Genomic DNA, 15,117 nt, shown 5'->3' on the forward strand with positions numbered 1-15,117 from the left:
TTCTAAAAAGCTCATTTAAAGTTGTACTAAAATTTATTTGCTAGCGAATTGACTTCGCAAATGTTTTTGCTCTTGATTCAAAATCAAGAGACCCTACACATTTGATTCGTCGAAACTTTGTTCAGTTTTCAAAGATCTAATTCCATTGTGTTGACTTCCTCAACACAACTATTACATAATATCATTTCATCATTTTCTTGTCAACAACTTTATTTAATAAGCTGAATAACTATTCAAATGATTTTAAAACGTTATTATCATATATATAACTGCCGGCGTCTCAATCAATCGATTTGTTAACGCGACAAGAACCATCTTATCATCAGCGATTATTCATGTCAATAACTTTTTGTTGTTTTTGAATATTTATTCATAAGCAACATTTTGAAACGAAACAATGTAAGTGCCACTGACTAGCTGTTTAGCAGCTTTGCTCGCGGCGACAAGATATATATTATCAAGTATTAGTATGCAGGTCAACCCTTTATTTGAATTTATTTTGATAAATTCGTAAAAGGTGTCGTTTCGCTCACACTAACACTCATAAATAGCTCATGCAGCTCACTTGCTAAAACAAACCTTAACCCGTGCTGCTCAAACTTCACACGAGTTTGCTCATCGAGAGCTAAATGGTCAAACACAAAAACTGCGACTTTTTCATTATCCAGCTTTGCCATAAAGAATCATACAAACGTAATTGATCAACATCAATACCAATTGTATGCCGCAAAGCCCACAACACTGAAGCCAATGGTGAATTGCCAGCTTGAACTGGCAATCGATAAAAATAATACCTTGAATCAGATTGACCAACTAAGAAATGAGTTCCTTGTTGATCATTGTATATGATTGTGCCCGCAACTTGTTTTTGCACTAATACTCACCCGCCTTCAGTCGGTTTAGTGAATCTGCAGTCCAACCCGCTAGATGGGTCGCAATTGGCTCAAATCCCGCATGAACATGCCGATTTGTCCAAAAATGTTTGTGTCGAAAAGTCTTATAAATTTCTAAATCATTGACCGTTGGGTGCGGTTGATGTTCAATGCAGCGCAACGATAGACTGATTTTGCCAGTATATTCATCAATATCCAAAATAATAACATCAACGGCCTGACCAACCTTAAGATATTCAGTAATGCTCTTAACATACCCTTCATGACACTCTGAGATATGAATCAAGCCCTGATGCTCACCATCTAACGTTACAAATGCACCGTATGGCTGAATTCCAGTCACTCGTCCATGAACCCGCATGCCAATCCGATAATCACTCATGACAATTCCATCCTTTCTTTATCATTTGTTCTTATAACAATTGCAATCCATAGTATTATAACCTGAATACCATAGATTGCAAAATCGTTTACTAAATAAAAAAGACCTGCATCCGCAGATCCTTTCATTACTACTAATCTTCAATCGCAATTGTTTCGATCACGACATCTTTAACTGGCTTGTCTTGCATCCCTGTTTTAGTTGCCGCAATTTTATCAACGATGTCCATTCCATCACTAACAGCACCAAAAACAGTATGCCGAAAGTCCAGCCATGGTGTGCCACCATTACCATATGCCGTCACAACCTCTTCTGGATAACCAGCTTGTTTCATCTGATCACCCATCCCAGCATCTAATTGTGGCTTTTGAACGATAAAGAATTGACTGCCGTTCGTATTAGGACCAGCATTCGCCATCGACAGGGCCCCTCTTAAGTTGAAGACTTCTGGTGAGAACTCATCTTCAAAAGGTTGGCCCCATAGACTTTCACCGCCCATGCCAGTACCAGTCGGGTCGCCACCTTGAATCATAAAATCAGGAATTACTCGGTGAAAAATAATCCCATCATAGTAACCCTTCTTGGCTAAACCAACGAAATTTTCAACACTCTTAGGTGCTTGCTTTGGAAATAACTGAACCTTAATGTCGCCAAAGTTAGTTTTGATTGTTGCTTTTGGTCCATCGACCTGACTTAAATCTAATTGTGGAAATGCCACAAAATCACCCGTTTTCTATAAAAGATTATCTTGATGATACAAGAGAACGCAATTAAAAGCCAGCCATTTGTAAGGTTTTCTTGTGATTACCAACTAGGCATAGTATTTCCATTAATTTTCTGTTAACCTAGATAAGATTAATTTCATATTACTTGGAGGTAACCATGAGCTTTTTAATTGATTTCGTGTTGCACATTGATCAACACTTAGTCACCATCGTTAATAGTTTTGGAATTTGGACGTACCTTATTCTCTTTGCCATTATCTTTATTGAGACTGGTGCGGTCATCTTACCATTTTTACCCGGTGACTCACTCTTATTTGCAGCTTGCGCACTTGCAGCTAATCCATCCTATGGCTTACATATTTGGACATTTGTCATCATCTTCCTAGTAGCAGCCTTAGCGGGAGACTCGCTCAACTTCTATATTGGTCATTCTTTAGGGGAGCGCCTGACCGAAACATCATGGTTCGGTAAATTGATCAATCAGAAACAACTAGCAAAGTCCGAAAAGTTCTTCGAAAAACATGGTGGCATCACCGTTACAATTGCCCGCTTCATGCCAATCATTCGGACCTTTGTTCCGTTCGTCGCGGCCAGTTCACGAATGAAATATCAACAATTTATTCGTTACAACGTCATTGGCTGCGTCCTCTGGGTTATCCTCTGTTGTGGCGGTGGCTACTACTTCGGTAATATTCCGTTCGTCAAAAGTCACTTCTCAATGGTCGTGATTGGCATCATTCTAGTTTCTTTGATTCCAGCAGTCTTCTCGGCATTACGAGCCCGTTTCAGCCACCCTGCAGAAAAAGAAGACTAATTCGCTTAACTTAAAACCTCAAAAGGTCCACCAGCAGATTTAAAACTTGCTGGTGGACCTTTTTATTTACGTTACCTAAACGGCAAAAATTCTGCCAATTCACCAGTAACCATTAATCAGTTTCACTAGTCGTTTTCACGTAACGCCTGTTGTCCAATACTGAGCAGATAGACAAACGCCCATTCAATCAACACAAATGCTAAGACAAAACACTGCCCAAAGAATGTATCCGGTAATACTAAAATGATTCGGTCCAATAATGGATCAAATAACCAATCTGAATTACGGAACAAAATTTTATGAAACATAATAAAGAACTGATCAAAATTAATTGCCATCACGACAGCAACTAGTGGCGGAACCCATAGCGCTGTCTGCATCGGCAACACTAGGCGCCATAACTGACGATCACGTCGCAGTCGTTGCCAAAAGAAGTAAACGACCACACTTGTGACAATGAAAACCACATAATCAAGCATAAATAAGTTTTTGACATCCGCGAAGTGCACCAACGCACTAGTTGAATCCGTAAAATCCGTCATCACTAATTTAGGGACCCACGGAAAATTAAGATAAGCTAACAACTGATAGTAATTCGTCATTAATTGACCCAACGTCAAATTGACGACCGATCCCAGTTTTTGCCAGAACGCGTTTGCAAAATACAGCCACGTCGCATTGATCGTCACAATGATCGTGCCACTGACTAGCCACAAGTATAAACTGATCCACTGGGCTACATTCTTGACTCTATTTAGCCACACCATCGTCTAAATCCCATTCATCCAAGGTATTGACCTCATTGGTTGGCTTGACAGTCTGTTTAGTGACTAATTCAGGTGTAGAAACCCCGGTATATACTAACAAGGAATCAATTCCAAAATTAATTGCTGCCGAGATATCCGTCATATAATTATCGCCAACCATCACACAATCGTGCTTGTCGAGGCCAATTCGGTCGACCGCTTTCTGCATAATAATCGTTTCTGGCTTACCGACATAGGTTGCCCGTTGCTGCGTTGCCCGCTCAACCATCGCAATCACCGAACCGGCCCCAGGAACTAAGCCCCGTTCGTTAGGCAAGTTAGTATCCGCGTTAGTTCCAATAAACTTGGCACCCCGTTTGATTGCCAATGTTGCCAGTTCAAACTTATGATAGGTCGCATCATAGTCCAAACCAACAATCACAAATCGGGGCGTCTGTTCGTCAAATTTAAAGCCCTTCTCAAGCATGGCGCCCTTTAAACCAAGTTCACCAATGACATACATCGTCTTCTCGCCGTCACCTGCCAAATCATCGACATAATCAGCCGTTGCTAATGCCGCCGTGTACACGTTGGCTGGACTGACATGAATATCATGATTATCTGCCAAATTAGCCGCTACGTCTTCTGGCGATTTAGTTGTATTATTGGTGACCAATAGAAAATCCGTCTGACTTGCTTGCAACCGTTCAATAAATCGTTTAGCCGCTGGGATTCGTTCCCGACCACGATAAACCGTTCCGTCCAAATCAATTAAATAACCTTTGTACTTACTCAATCAAAATACCTCTCTCTGTTCACTACTTTTGTCGAATAGTAAAGTGGCGCTTACCACTGTTCTGCTTCGTCGTCCGGGCCTGGTTACCATTACCAGCTGTTACCTTTGCAGGCTGCTGACGCTTTTCAGTAAACGGTGCTGCTTTTTGCTTTGTCGTAAAATTATGCGCCTTACGTCGTTGTTTGCTACGACTGCTATTGCGATTGCTCCGTGCACGCGACTGCCGGTTACTAGTGGCTTTCTTGCCACGCCGATCATCCTTACGTGGCCGACTTGTCCGTTTCGGCTTAATGACCCGCTCATTTTTCACTATAAAATAGGCACAGCCAAAATTACAATATTCATATAGATAGTCCTGAACCGCACCAATCGTCTGTGACCGTTGCACATCCTTAACATCATCCCGAAAAAAACCTTTTAGCCGTAACTGTTCAAAGCCCCAATCACCAACGATATAATCATACTTGTTCAAGATTGAGCTGTAACGTTCAACGAATTTATCGAGGTCAAAGCCCTGGCGATAATCATAAACGATTTCAAACGGGTGCTTGCTAACTTCAAAGTGGTTCTTATCAGTCCGTAGTCCATGATATAAATTACGTCGCCGTTCCGCTTGTTGTTCAGCTAGTTCATCAATATGTTCGCGATTCACATTGACACCACCTTTCTATTAATTAACCGGCCATTGACTTGTTAAATAGTTGCCAACAACCGTTCTTAGCATTGCTTCAAATAAAATTTCAGTTTGACCACTAATGTTGAGGGTTGGAAAGAAGGGAATAAATAGGTCATGGTCTAATAACGCTATTTGGTAAGTTTTTTGGCGATCAACCGGTTGCCCATGCACAAGTAATTCGTGCTGATCAGCTTGCCATGCCAGTCCTTGATATTGGATATAACCAAAAACCTGACCACGAAAGCCCATTCCTTTGATGGGGAATTTGTTCAAAAACGGTCGCACTAGTTCCATCTCATAGACTAACCGCCAAAGTTCCATACCACTCAAAGTCACCCGAATAACGTGCATGGCGTGCGGTAACATGGTGTGTAAATCATTTTGATTCACCAGGCCTGCCGGTAGATCCCGCATAAACAAGCCACCATTGAGCATTCCAAGATTGGTCCCGGCGTAATCTGTAATGGCTGCCAGTCCCAAGGCCGTTAACTCGCTCGCATGATGCCAATGTGGGCGTAGTTGTGTGGGAACGCTCGCCACAACTTGCTGGGTCAGTAACGCTTCTCCCTGTTGCTTCCAACCTGCAACCAACGCCTCATCATCCGCTACAGCGGGCAAACTAGCCGTGGCGACAGTATGGGCCCTGACTGTTTTGACACGGTGCCGCTCGTCAATGGTTAATTCGATTCGTCCGATATATTCACCATATTTACCAGCAGCTGCGATTAGGACATCATTCTTCAGTTCACCATTCACTAATAAGTGGTGCGTATGGCTGCCAATGATTACATCAATCATTGGGAACCGTTTAGCCAACCAACGATCGACGTTAATCCCCAAATGAGACATGAAGACCAAAACATCATATTGGCCCGCGTATTGGCGCAACAATTCCGGCAACCGCGTCTTTACCGCTGCTGGTGTCCATCCGTTTAACGGATAAGTCAACGTGAACGGTGCTGTAAATGCCAGTAGTAAGATCCGCGTGCCCCGCACCGTCGTTATGATTTTGGCAGGCAATGCCCATCTTGGCAGCTGATGTGTCGTCATATCCGTCAAATTATCGAGAATCACATCAAAATTAGCCCGTTGATATAGTTGATTTAAAGCGGTGTGTGTTAACCCGAGACCCTCGTTATTACCAATCGTGACCGCATCATAACCAATTCCGTTTAACAACGCCACATTGGCTTGTCCTTGAGTAGCTTCCGATAGCGGATGGGCGCGATCGACCGCATCACCTAAATCAACCGTAATCACATGACTCCCGGCTCGTCGGCGTTGTGCACGCTCAGCCAACAAATATCGCTGAATACGTGGCCAATTTTCAAAATGCGAATGTAAATCATTGGTATGCAAAATCGTGACTTGCTCATCCACGGTCAATCGCCCCTCAATCGTTGTCTTTGTTAATCCTAAAGCATTCCCTAAACTCGGTCAAGCACTCCCTTACTGCCGCTTAGCGAAATCAACAGCTTTCCCCTTAACCATTTGCTCAATTTCGGTCAATGAAAACGGCGTCCCAAATGGCACTTGATGGTCCAAATAATCGACTTCTGGTGTATCAACACCTACATTAATATTTTCCTTAACGTTGACTGCATAATGGTGAATATGCCCGTGCAAATTAATAATTTGTTTGACAATCCCCATCATCATTGGATAGTGCGTCATGTAATACTGTCGGTGATCATACTTAATCAACACCCCAACGTCATGAAATTCAAACTTTGGTTGCCCATTTAACTGCGGATCATGCGCAGCTAAATACTTAAAGAAAGCCCGGGAATCATGGTTTCCCTTAATAAAAACAATTTTGCCATTTAATTGAGCTAATAGTGTGCAAACCCGCTCATAAGATAGCTTCGCCGGTCGCGTAAAATATAACGCCACATCACCGAGATGATAAACCGTATCCTGGTCTGTGACTCGTGCATTCCAATGTTCGACGATAGCTTGATTCATCGTCTCAACATCAGGAAATGATCGGGGCGCAAAATCATTATCACCGAGTAAATCAGCATGATAAAAATGTGTATCAGACGTAAAGTATTGCATCGTTCAAACCTCTTATTCGTATATTTAAACTGGTCAAAGGCCGCTTTTAAAGCTAGTCAATTATCATTGTACCGCGCCCCGTTCTAAAAGGCACTAGAACAGTTTTAAGCGACCCACAATTCATCACCTAGACGACTAAAGCAACTGGACTCTAACGCGATTGCGGTCAATAATTAGTAATCAAAAAATGTGTCTAACTGCAACCAATGACAGTTAGACACATTTCTAAAATAAATCGTTACATTCAACAATCATACCGTCAGTAACCATGCGAGCTTAATGACTAACCACGATTCCGTTGACGGATTCGATCACTCACAATTTTGACCACATAAAGGCCAGCCACCCAGGCTACTGACACGATCAATGCAATCAACGTTTCAAATTTCAAGCACAATACCACGGCAATGAAGCCTAAGAATACAAGTATGAAGTAATCAGATAGCGGAAAGAGTGGCATCCGGAATTTCACTTTAACCTGACGCCCCGCTTGACGTCGATACTTAATATGAGCCACCACAATGGCGCCCCAAATAAAAATAAAGCACGTGGTCGAGACACTCGCAATTAACGAAAAGACTTTACCAGGCATCAACAAATTTAAAATCACTGACAGCCCAATAACTAGCGTTGAAAACCACAGTGCATTTCGGGGCACCTGTCGTGTTGAGAGTGTCCCCATACGTTTGGCAAACTTACTCTGACCATCATAAGTCAGTGAAAACAACATCCGACCGGTGCTAAACAGCGCACTATTACAACTAGAAGCAGCCGCTGTTAGAACCACAAAGTTAATTATTGCTGCTGCTGAACGAATTCCTAAATTCGTAAATACTTGTACGAACGGACTGTGAGCTGCGGAAAAATACCGCCACGGATACATGCACATTAAGAAAAATAATGAACCCACATAAAATAAAATAATCCGGACAGGAATGTCATTAATAGCTTTGGGAATGACCGTTTTCGGATCAGCCGTTTCTGATGCCGTCATACCGACCATCTCAATCCCAATAAAGCTGAATAGGACCATTTGAAATGATAGCACTAGCCCTTTGATTCCATTAGGCATAAAGCCACCATAGTTAACTAAATTCGTTAAACTAGCGTGGCCAACAGGCGTCTTAACACTAAAAATCACCATTCCGACACCGACCACAATTAACGCGATGATGGCCGCAATCTTAATAATTGCAAACCAAAACTCAGTTTCCCCAAAGGCTGAAACGTTAATTGAATTTAAGCCCAGCAGTAAGATCAAGATAACTAATCCTGGAAGCCACTGTGGTAACTTAGGCCACCAAAACTGCATGTATTCACCAGCAGCTGTAATTTCAGCCATTGCAATCGTGATCCAGCAGACCCAATACGTCCAACCAGCCACGAACCCCGTCTTATCACCCAAATATTGCTTAATAAAATCAATATAAGAATGCGTATGAAGATCAGATAACAGTAGTTCACCTAACGCTCGCATTAATAAAAAACAAACTAAGCCCGTCACTAAATACGCGATCAATATCGCCGGACCAGCCAAGTGGATGGATTGACCGGCACCTAAGAACAGCCCAGTACCAATCGTGCCGCCGATGGCAATTAATTGAACATGGCGACTTTTTAAGCCCCGCGAAAGTTGTTCCGTCTCGGGCTGTGAATTTTCTTTCATCATTATCTTTGCACTCCCCTTGAAGTTATTATAGCGGGCAAATTCCCGGCATTCAAAAGGGGGCGCTTCCGAAAATTAGCAAATCGGTCTATACCCATATCCAAGTATCTTCGTCGTTCAGCACAAACGTAAGCGTTTGCCGGCCCACTTTCATGCCATTCAACTTTGTTAGTTGAGCAATCAAGCCGTCACCGATACTACATGAATAAAGTGAAGGCAACGCATATTAGCATGAACAACTTTCACCTTAGCAAGCAAAAACGCACCCGGATTTTCAGCCGGGTGCGCTTTTGAAAGAACTGATCAATTACTTTAAACTAATATCTACTCGTGAATCACCCGTTCAACATCCCTAGCAATCATGAGTTCTTCATCAGTCGGAATTAATAGCGTTCGGATAGTCGCAGCCGAAGTGCTTAGATCCCGTTCGACACCGCTGACCTGATTCTTAGCCGGATCGATGGCAATCCCAAAATAACCTAATCGATCAGCAATGCGTTGCCGCATCTTCGCATCTCGCTCGCCAATGCCGGCCGTCATCACTAGTGCATCCGCACCTTGTAACTCAGCCAAATAAGCCCCAACGTACTTGACGATCCGATTAACAAAAATATCGATTGCTAACTGGGCCATTGGCTCAACGTCACAGCGCGCTTCAAGTTCTTGCATATCGGCAGAACCAGCCAAGCCCAGCAATCCTGATTGCGTATTCAAAATTGTGAGCATTTCGTCAGGATCATTAATATTGAGCTTCTTCATAAGGTAAACGATGAGTGATGGATCGACATCACCAGAGCGAGTCGCCATCGTAATACCGGCCAATGGTGTGAATCCCATAGACGTATCCATTGACTGTCCATGATCAATCGCCGTAATCGAACTCCCTGCACCCAGATGTAATGTAATCAACTTCAATGCAGTCAGTGGTCGGTCCAACAACTTGGCCGCCCGCATCGCGACATAACGATGACTGGTTCCATGAGCACCAAACTTACGAGCGCCATACTGTTGATAGTAATCATAGGGTAATGAATACAAGTAATTAACAGCTGGCATGGTCGCATGAAACGACGTATCAAACACGGCAACGGCTGGCACATGCGGTAACACCCGTTTAAAAGCTCGAATACCAACCACATTAGCTGGATTATGCAACGGGGCATATTCCGCAAGTGCCGTTATCTGCTCAACCACTGGTTCAGTAATCAAAACTGATTCATGAAATAATTCACCACCAGCAACGACCCGGTGCCCCACCCCAGTAATCTCATCATATGAGTCAATGATTCGCAATTTAATTAACTCATCCAAAATGATGTTAACAGCCGTTAAGTGATCCGCGACCACTTCCGTCTCCTGATATTGATGATCGACACCGTAACGAATATTGACTGGTGATGTCTTAAAACCAATCCGTTCAACCGCTCCTTGGGCGATTACTCGCTCCTGCGGCATTTCAAACAATTTAAATTTTAACGTCGAACTACCGGCGTTAATGGCGATGGTCTTCCCCAAACGACACACTCCTAGCGAATAATATTCTGGTCAACCCACGCATCAATTTGAGCAGCAAACGCCTGAAAAGCTCGTTGATCCTCAAATGATGGCAAGTCGCCTAGTAATACTTTACCCGCTTGTTGGGCCTGTTGTCCATGTTTCTGTAAAATAACGATTGATTTTCGTGACTTTTCATCAAGAAATAGATTCGTCGGTAGATTCAATAGGCCCTGCAGATAAGCTGCCGTACTCATCCATTTTAATAGTCCTTGCGATTCTTGTGATTGAAAAATCGTCGTTGGAACTAAGAAAACGCCCCACCCCCCCGGCAACAAATGCGCCATCGCTTGTTCCATCATTAGATGGTGAACGTAAGAATGCCCATTAGTCGCCTTAGTTTGAAAACCTTGGACACGTTCATCAAGTGGGTAATATCCCACCGGCAAATCACCAATTGCAATCGTTGTTTTCGGCATGACAAGCGGATCGATGGCGTCTTGATGAAAGAGGTCGACTGCTGAACGCTGTAAGTCCATACTCATCGCAGCAATCGCCAACTGGTTATCATCATTATCAACCCCATAACCCTGAATTGGATGCGGCCGATCGGTCTGCAATTGATTCATGACCGTGGTTAGTAAGTTACCAGTTCCGACCGTAATATCCAAGATTGACAAATCAGTCGTCGGTCCCACTAACTTAGCAATTAAGTAAGCCATTAACAGACCTATCGAATCCGGCGTCATTTGATGGTTAGGATCAACGCGATCATTATGAATCGCTTTTAGTAGTGCCAGTTGAAGTGCCCGGCGAATCGTTTCAGCATCCAATTGTTTTAAATCAATGGTTTGATAGCGCTTTTCTAGCGCCGCCGCCTGTTCCTGATTCGGTTTACCATCCTCAACATGCACAGACTGACTTAGTAAATTATCACCAGTCTCGATCAAGGCATCCACATAAGAAACGGATAGTTGTTGCATTAAAACTTGAACTGATTGATCTAAGACCTGAAAAAGCGCCTCAGTTTCTGCTTGTGCCAGAATACTCACCCTCCCGCAAAATCTGTAATCCTTAACCATATTACTGATTTTACGAGTCAAGTTCAAGTCACGAGGTTCACTCAGCCATCAAGGTACCAACTTATCTTGATAAGGATGTTCGTATGATTGTAAGATCAACCGATACAACGTCTGGCGGGATCGAAAATTAACATACCGTTGCGTTTCAAATGCCCCACCAATCAGTAATAGGCTAATCACCGATAAGAGGATGGTGCCGTGGCGCTTCTTCATCTACTGATGTCCTCCGATCGGGTAAGAGTAGTCGGGATTGAAAGTGAATACCTTTGTCAGTTGTCATCGTCATGGTTAAATCATCATCAATATGAAATTGTTGGACGCCTTTCATCAACACGATCTCACCCCCACCATAGTGATGTAATCCGATTCGATGCAAGATATGATAATACGTCAACAAGTAGTGTTTGCCCGTAACAGTATTCGTCAAATGGACCGCTTTTCCGGGTTCCAAACCACCTTCGTCGGAAATCTGATTGACCACAAAATGGTGCGCCGGGTTTTCAAGTTCGTGTAACATTAAATACCATTCAACTGTCGGTAAATCAACTTGTGAACGTCGCCCTAAATTACGTTGTCCTTGAAAAAGGGTCGTCATGACAACGGCCACAATACTCAGGGCCATCACAGCTTCAATTAAAGTAAAACCGTGCCGCCTAATCATTAGCTAACTCCGGTATTACCGGCAACAACAGCTGTTGTTGCCGTTCTTCGTACTGCCTCCTAGCCGTCTGAATAGCCTGCAAGGTTTGTCGTTCACGAGCTTGCATCATTAATTCCAAACTTTCAAAACTAATCAATCCACCCATCAACAAACCAAGGGCAACAATTGTCTCAATCATCATAAAACCCATTCGCGTCTTTAACATATGTGACTTTGTACGCCCCCCACCCCATCAATGCATTCAATTTAATCTGCCGTTTAGGTTGCAACTGTGATTTAAAAATCACCACGGCCAATTCTGGATGCCCATTTCTCTGAATTTGAATATCTCGGCCACGTTCCGTTTTCAGCGTTACAGGTAACGGCAAATGCCACTGTTGAGCCGGTACCGGCCGCCCCCGTTTACCGGCCCAAGTCACGACTTCCGTCCCCCGAAAGCTAACGACTTGTGGTTGCCCCGTCACACTAGCCGTTAACGTTTGTTGCTGCCACATCGTTTGTAATTCCCGCCAAAAGGCCTGTTCAGCATTCTGCTGCCGTTGGCGGGTTGGAAAGCGGTGCACAGCGATGACCGCTAGACTAGCCACAATGGCTAACACCGTTACTGTTTCAATTAGCGTGAAAGCAGACCGTTTAACCCCCAATTAACTTTGCTTGGGGACGGACTGGACTAATCCCCTGATTCGTGGCCTGTTTATGTTGCCCCGCATTGATATAGCCCTTATCCAACAGTTTGTCCAACATTTCAGGGCCACCCGTGACTGCTTCGCCCGTGTCATTGGCATACATTTCCGCTTGATTTTGAACGACCTCTGTAAGGGCCTCTTTTTGCCGAGCGGTTGCCCGGTTACGTTGATCATTTAAATTCGGAACCACAATCAACATTAAAAGACTGATGATGGCCAGTACAATCACCATTTCAATCAGTGTAAAGCCGCGCCGTGACGCTGTCGTTTTTTTCAATAATCGTTGCATTAATAATGTCATTTTAAAATCTCCCCCATTGATTGATACATCGGTAATAACAGACTCATATACGTACCCACCACGACCAAGGCAATAATACCGAACATGACGGGCTGAATCCAACTGATCAACCGATTCAATTGTCGAATCAATCGCTCATACTGCAAAGTTGCAAAGTACAGCAACTCTTGACTCAGCTGATCGGTTGGGCTCTCTTTACCTACCAACAAAGCCAGTTCATCCGGTAATAGTCGGTCATTTTGAATAATGGTCATTAATGAAGTGCCGCTCAGCAAAGCCCGTTCCACGACTTGACCTTGCTGATAAATCAGTGCCTTCGGTTGAAACTGCTGACTGACTTCACAGATGCCCCGAATTCCCAAGCCACCAGTTAGTAACATGCCAGCATTGAGGCTTAAATAATAGCCACAATAATTTTTAATCAGCGGCCCAACTAATGGTAGTCGTGCTAACCAATGGTACCGGCGACGAATCGGTAAGTGCTTAATCTTCAGTCCCAATCCTAATAAACTGATGCTTAAAATGACAATACTCACCCCACTGATCCATTGCCACGGTGGGACTGTGTCTCTCACACTATTGCCTGCATCTAAACTCGGTAAAATCGCTGATTTGACTAGCCCCAGGGTTCCCAATAACAGTACTAATAGTAGACATGGATACTGTAATAGCCGTCGGACTTGCCGGCCCTGTTCAGCCCGGGCTCGCATTAACTGTCCCGCCTGAGTCAAGGTATGCCGCAATTCACCATGTGTTTCTGCAATTAAGAATTGATAGTACAAATCAACTGCAATGTATGGTCGCAACGCCGTTGAAAGCTCGTCCCCGGCTGCTAAACGCACCAATACGGGCTGTAACGACTGAAAGGCTGGCCCTTCCACATCCACAGCAAATTGAAAAGCTTGTTGGAATGAAAAACCATTGCCTAATAAATCAGCTAACGTTTCAAATAACGTGGCCTGTATCGCAATCGGAAGTCGTTTACGCTTCCTTAAGTTGATTGGCCGTTGCATGATCAAGACGGCCCGCTGCCAATTGTTCATCAATTAATTGTGCCCACCTTTCAGTCATCATCTGGGTTGTTTGCGGAATTTTATGGGGCATCACAACCGTATCAAAAATCGTGGCAACACTACCATCTGTCACCGGCACCAAGCGTTGATAGGACATTGCTGTTAAAGCCTGTTCTAGAACAGCTGGGGCCACGCCTAGTTGTGCTAACCGTGGCATAATACCATAAACACCACGCGCATGGATGGTACTTAATACCAAATGTCCACTTAACGCTGCCTGTACTGCAATTTTAGCCGTTTCCGCATCACGAATCTCACCGATAATAAACACATCGGGATGGTGGCGTAACCCAACTTTCAATAAATCCGCATAGGCCATTTGTGCGGGTTGATTCACTTGTAATTGTAAAAATTGTGGTTCATAAATTTCGACTGGATCTTCAATCGTCATTACCAGCCGCTGCCCCCGGAGTTGTCGCACAAGATCATACATGGTTGACGTCTTACCAGCTCCCATGGGCCCTGCAAATAAAATTAAACCAGTTCGATGCATTAGCTGGCTCAATTGCTGGCGTTGATGTGGAATTAAATATTGCAACGCTTGGGATTCACCTTCATACAGTAGTCGTACGACTAAGGACTCACGATCTAAAAAGTCACCCACAGCTGAAATTCGCAAATTCAAAGTTTGCTTTTCCAGTATTAACGTCATCGCACCCAACTGTGGCCGACGATGATCACTGATTGCCATATTACTCCGGTATTTAATGTGATTCATCAATTGTTGGGCACCCTCCGTCGTCATCTGTGCTAGGGCCCGCAAACTTCCCGTAGTTTGTATCAATATCTGATAACCTTCCGCCGCAGGTAACCAATATATATCACTGGCACGCTGACTCACGGCCGCCTGAATAATGTCGTTCAACTTTGCTTCAATCGCCATTAGTTACTGTCACGCTCCTTTCAATAACTAATTTCGCAACATTAACTAATTTCCACGAAAATATATTTTTTTATTTAGCCACCCTAAAAACCACCTTGAAAAAAGTTGAAGTGCCCCATCATTGTTGGATAGATAAATCCAACAATGATGGGGCACTTCACGCCATGTCATTTCCAAGATG

General features: G+C 43.6%; 19 protein-coding genes. 1 reads left to right on the forward strand and 18 read right to left on the reverse strand.

Annotation, left to right across the window (positions count from 1 at the left end; all coding sequences use genetic code 11):
* Positions 1-494: 494 nt before the first annotated feature.
* The 3 genes from RXV91_RS09915 to RXV91_RS09925 all read right to left on the reverse strand — a co-directional run bounded on the left by RXV91_RS09915 (position 495) and on the right by RXV91_RS09925 (position 1,993).
* Positions 495-677, reverse strand: coding sequence for a hypothetical protein (locus tag RXV91_RS09915; protein ID WP_251897346.1), 183 nt, complete (start codon positions 675-677; stop codon positions 495-497).
* 196 nt (positions 678-873) lie between these two features.
* A complete protein-coding gene (locus tag RXV91_RS09920) occupies positions 874-1,281 on the reverse strand; it encodes a CvfD/Ygs/GSP13 family RNA-binding post-transcriptional regulator (protein ID WP_316439953.1) in 408 nt (135 codons plus the stop codon).
* Positions 1,282-1,408: 127 nt separating this feature from the next.
* A complete protein-coding gene (locus RXV91_RS09925) occupies positions 1,409-1,993 on the reverse strand; it encodes a peptidylprolyl isomerase (protein ID WP_021732490.1) in 585 nt (194 codons plus the stop codon).
* Positions 1,994-2,157: 164 nt separating this feature from the next.
* Between RXV91_RS09925 and RXV91_RS09930 the strand changes: the two genes are divergently transcribed.
* Entirely contained in the window at positions 2,158-2,814 is a 657-nt protein-coding gene (locus RXV91_RS09930) for a VTT domain-containing protein (protein ID WP_260352023.1), read from the forward strand.
* A gap of 125 nt (positions 2,815-2,939) precedes the next feature.
* Here the strand turns inward: RXV91_RS09930 and RXV91_RS09935 are convergent, their stop codons facing one another.
* The 15 genes from RXV91_RS09935 to comGA all read right to left on the reverse strand — a co-directional run bounded on the left by RXV91_RS09935 (position 2,940) and on the right by comGA (position 14,936).
* The gene (locus RXV91_RS09935) at positions 2,940-3,581 is read right to left on the reverse strand and encodes a TIGR01906 family membrane protein (protein WP_316439743.1); all 642 of its coding nucleotides are present in this window, start codon (positions 3,579-3,581) and stop codon (positions 2,940-2,942) included.
* Entirely contained in the window at positions 3,565-4,356 is a 792-nt protein-coding gene (locus RXV91_RS09940) for a TIGR01457 family HAD-type hydrolase (protein WP_316439744.1), read from the reverse strand. The genes RXV91_RS09935 and RXV91_RS09940 overlap by 17 nt, the downstream gene beginning before the upstream one ends.
* 22 nt (positions 4,357-4,378) lie before the next feature.
* Positions 4,379-5,008, reverse strand: coding sequence for a YutD family protein (locus tag RXV91_RS09945; protein WP_021732494.1), 630 nt, complete (start codon positions 5,006-5,008; stop codon positions 4,379-4,381).
* Between the two features lie 18 nt (positions 5,009-5,026).
* The gene (locus RXV91_RS09950) at positions 5,027-6,412 is read right to left on the reverse strand and encodes a bifunctional UDP-sugar hydrolase/5'-nucleotidase (protein ID WP_316439745.1); all 1,386 of its coding nucleotides are present in this window, start codon (positions 6,410-6,412) and stop codon (positions 5,027-5,029) included.
* A 69-nt stretch (positions 6,413-6,481) separates the two neighbouring features.
* Positions 6,482-7,090, reverse strand: coding sequence for a metallophosphoesterase (locus tag RXV91_RS09955; RefSeq protein WP_316439746.1), 609 nt, complete (start codon positions 7,088-7,090; stop codon positions 6,482-6,484).
* A gap of 283 nt (positions 7,091-7,373) precedes the next feature.
* Positions 7,374-8,759, reverse strand: coding sequence for an amino acid permease (locus RXV91_RS09960; RefSeq protein WP_316439747.1), 1,386 nt, complete (start codon positions 8,757-8,759; stop codon positions 7,374-7,376).
* 321 nt (positions 8,760-9,080) lie between these two features.
* Entirely contained in the window at positions 9,081-10,271 is a 1,191-nt protein-coding gene (locus tag RXV91_RS09965; RefSeq protein WP_316439748.1) for an acetate kinase, read from the reverse strand.
* An 11-nt stretch (positions 10,272-10,282) separates the two neighbouring features.
* On the reverse strand, positions 10,283-11,332 hold the full coding sequence (locus RXV91_RS09970; RefSeq protein ID WP_316439749.1) for a class I SAM-dependent methyltransferase: 1,050 nt from the start codon (positions 11,330-11,332) through the stop codon (positions 10,283-10,285).
* Positions 11,333-11,380: 48 nt separating this feature from the next.
* Positions 11,381-11,545, reverse strand: coding sequence for a hypothetical protein (locus tag RXV91_RS09975; protein WP_021732500.1), 165 nt, complete (start codon positions 11,543-11,545; stop codon positions 11,381-11,383).
* Positions 11,505-11,993: a prepilin-type N-terminal cleavage/methylation domain-containing protein gene (locus RXV91_RS09980; protein WP_316439750.1), complete on the reverse strand. Its 489-nt coding sequence runs from the start codon at positions 11,991-11,993 to the stop codon at positions 11,505-11,507. The genes RXV91_RS09975 and RXV91_RS09980 overlap by 41 nt, the downstream gene beginning before the upstream one ends.
* Entirely contained in the window at positions 11,986-12,198 is a 213-nt protein-coding gene (locus RXV91_RS09985) for a histidine kinase (protein ID WP_316439751.1), read from the reverse strand. The genes RXV91_RS09980 and RXV91_RS09985 overlap by 8 nt, the downstream gene beginning before the upstream one ends.
* Positions 12,164-12,637 carry a type II secretion system protein gene (locus tag RXV91_RS09990; RefSeq protein ID WP_316439752.1) on the reverse strand — a complete coding sequence of 158 codons (474 nt, stop codon included), beginning with the start codon at positions 12,635-12,637 and terminating at the stop codon, positions 12,164-12,166. Before RXV91_RS09990 ends, RXV91_RS09985 begins: the two co-directional genes overlap by 35 nt.
* A complete protein-coding gene (gene comGC / locus RXV91_RS09995) occupies positions 12,627-12,980 on the reverse strand; it encodes a competence type IV pilus major pilin ComGC (RefSeq protein WP_316439753.1) in 354 nt (117 codons plus the stop codon). Before comGC ends, RXV91_RS09990 begins: the two co-directional genes overlap by 11 nt.
* A complete protein-coding gene (locus RXV91_RS10000) occupies positions 12,977-14,023 on the reverse strand; it encodes a type II secretion system F family protein (RefSeq protein WP_316439954.1) in 1,047 nt (348 codons plus the stop codon). Before RXV91_RS10000 ends, comGC begins: the two co-directional genes overlap by 4 nt.
* Positions 13,962-14,936 (reverse strand): competence type IV pilus ATPase ComGA, encoded by a 975-nt coding sequence (comGA, locus tag RXV91_RS10005; RefSeq protein ID WP_316439754.1) that lies wholly within the window; start codon positions 14,934-14,936, stop codon positions 13,962-13,964. The genes RXV91_RS10000 and comGA overlap by 62 nt, the downstream gene beginning before the upstream one ends.
* Positions 14,937-15,117 lie beyond the last annotated feature (181 nt).

Origin of the sequence: Lactiplantibacillus sp. DA1, from assembly GCF_032681335.1 — a bacterium.
GTDB lineage: Bacteria > Bacillota > Bacilli > Lactobacillales > Lactobacillaceae > Lactiplantibacillus.

Bases quoted from the DNA above. Each gene is read 5' to 3' on its own strand.
- RXV91_RS09915 (WP_251897346.1), bottom strand. From the start codon at position 677: ATGGCAAAGCTGGATAATGAAAAAGTCGCAGTTTTTGTGTTTGACCAT.
- RXV91_RS09930 (WP_260352023.1), top strand. From the start codon at position 2,158: ATGAGCTTTTTAATTGATTTCGTGTTGCACATTGATCAACACTTAGTC.
- RXV91_RS09935 (WP_316439743.1), bottom strand. From the start codon at position 3,581: ATGGTGTGGCTAAATAGAGTCAAGAATGTAGCCCAGTGGATCAGTTTA.
- RXV91_RS09955 (WP_316439746.1), bottom strand. From the start codon at position 7,090: ATGCAATACTTTACGTCTGATACACATTTTTATCATGCTGATTTACTC.
- RXV91_RS09960 (WP_316439747.1), bottom strand. From the start codon at position 8,759: ATGATGAAAGAAAATTCACAGCCCGAGACGGAACAACTTTCGCGGGGC.
- RXV91_RS09970 (WP_316439749.1), bottom strand. From the start codon at position 11,332: ATGGTTAAGGATTACAGATTTTGCGGGAGGGTGAGTATTCTGGCACAA.
- RXV91_RS09975 (WP_021732500.1), bottom strand. From the start codon at position 11,545: ATGAAGAAGCGCCACGGCACCATCCTCTTATCGGTGATTAGCCTATTA.
- RXV91_RS09980 (WP_316439750.1), bottom strand. From the start codon at position 11,993: ATGATTAGGCGGCACGGTTTTACTTTAATTGAAGCTGTGATGGCCCTG.
- RXV91_RS09985 (WP_316439751.1), bottom strand. From the start codon at position 12,198: ATGTTAAAGACGCGAATGGGTTTTATGATGATTGAGACAATTGTTGCC.
- comGC (WP_316439753.1), bottom strand. From the start codon at position 12,980: ATGACATTATTAATGCAACGATTATTGAAAAAAACGACAGCGTCACGG.
- RXV91_RS10000 (WP_316439954.1), bottom strand. From the start codon at position 14,023: ATGAACAATTGGCAGCGGGCCGTCTTGATCATGCAACGGCCAATCAAC.
- comGA (WP_316439754.1), bottom strand. From the start codon at position 14,936: ATGGCGATTGAAGCAAAGTTGAACGACATTATTCAGGCGGCCGTGAGT.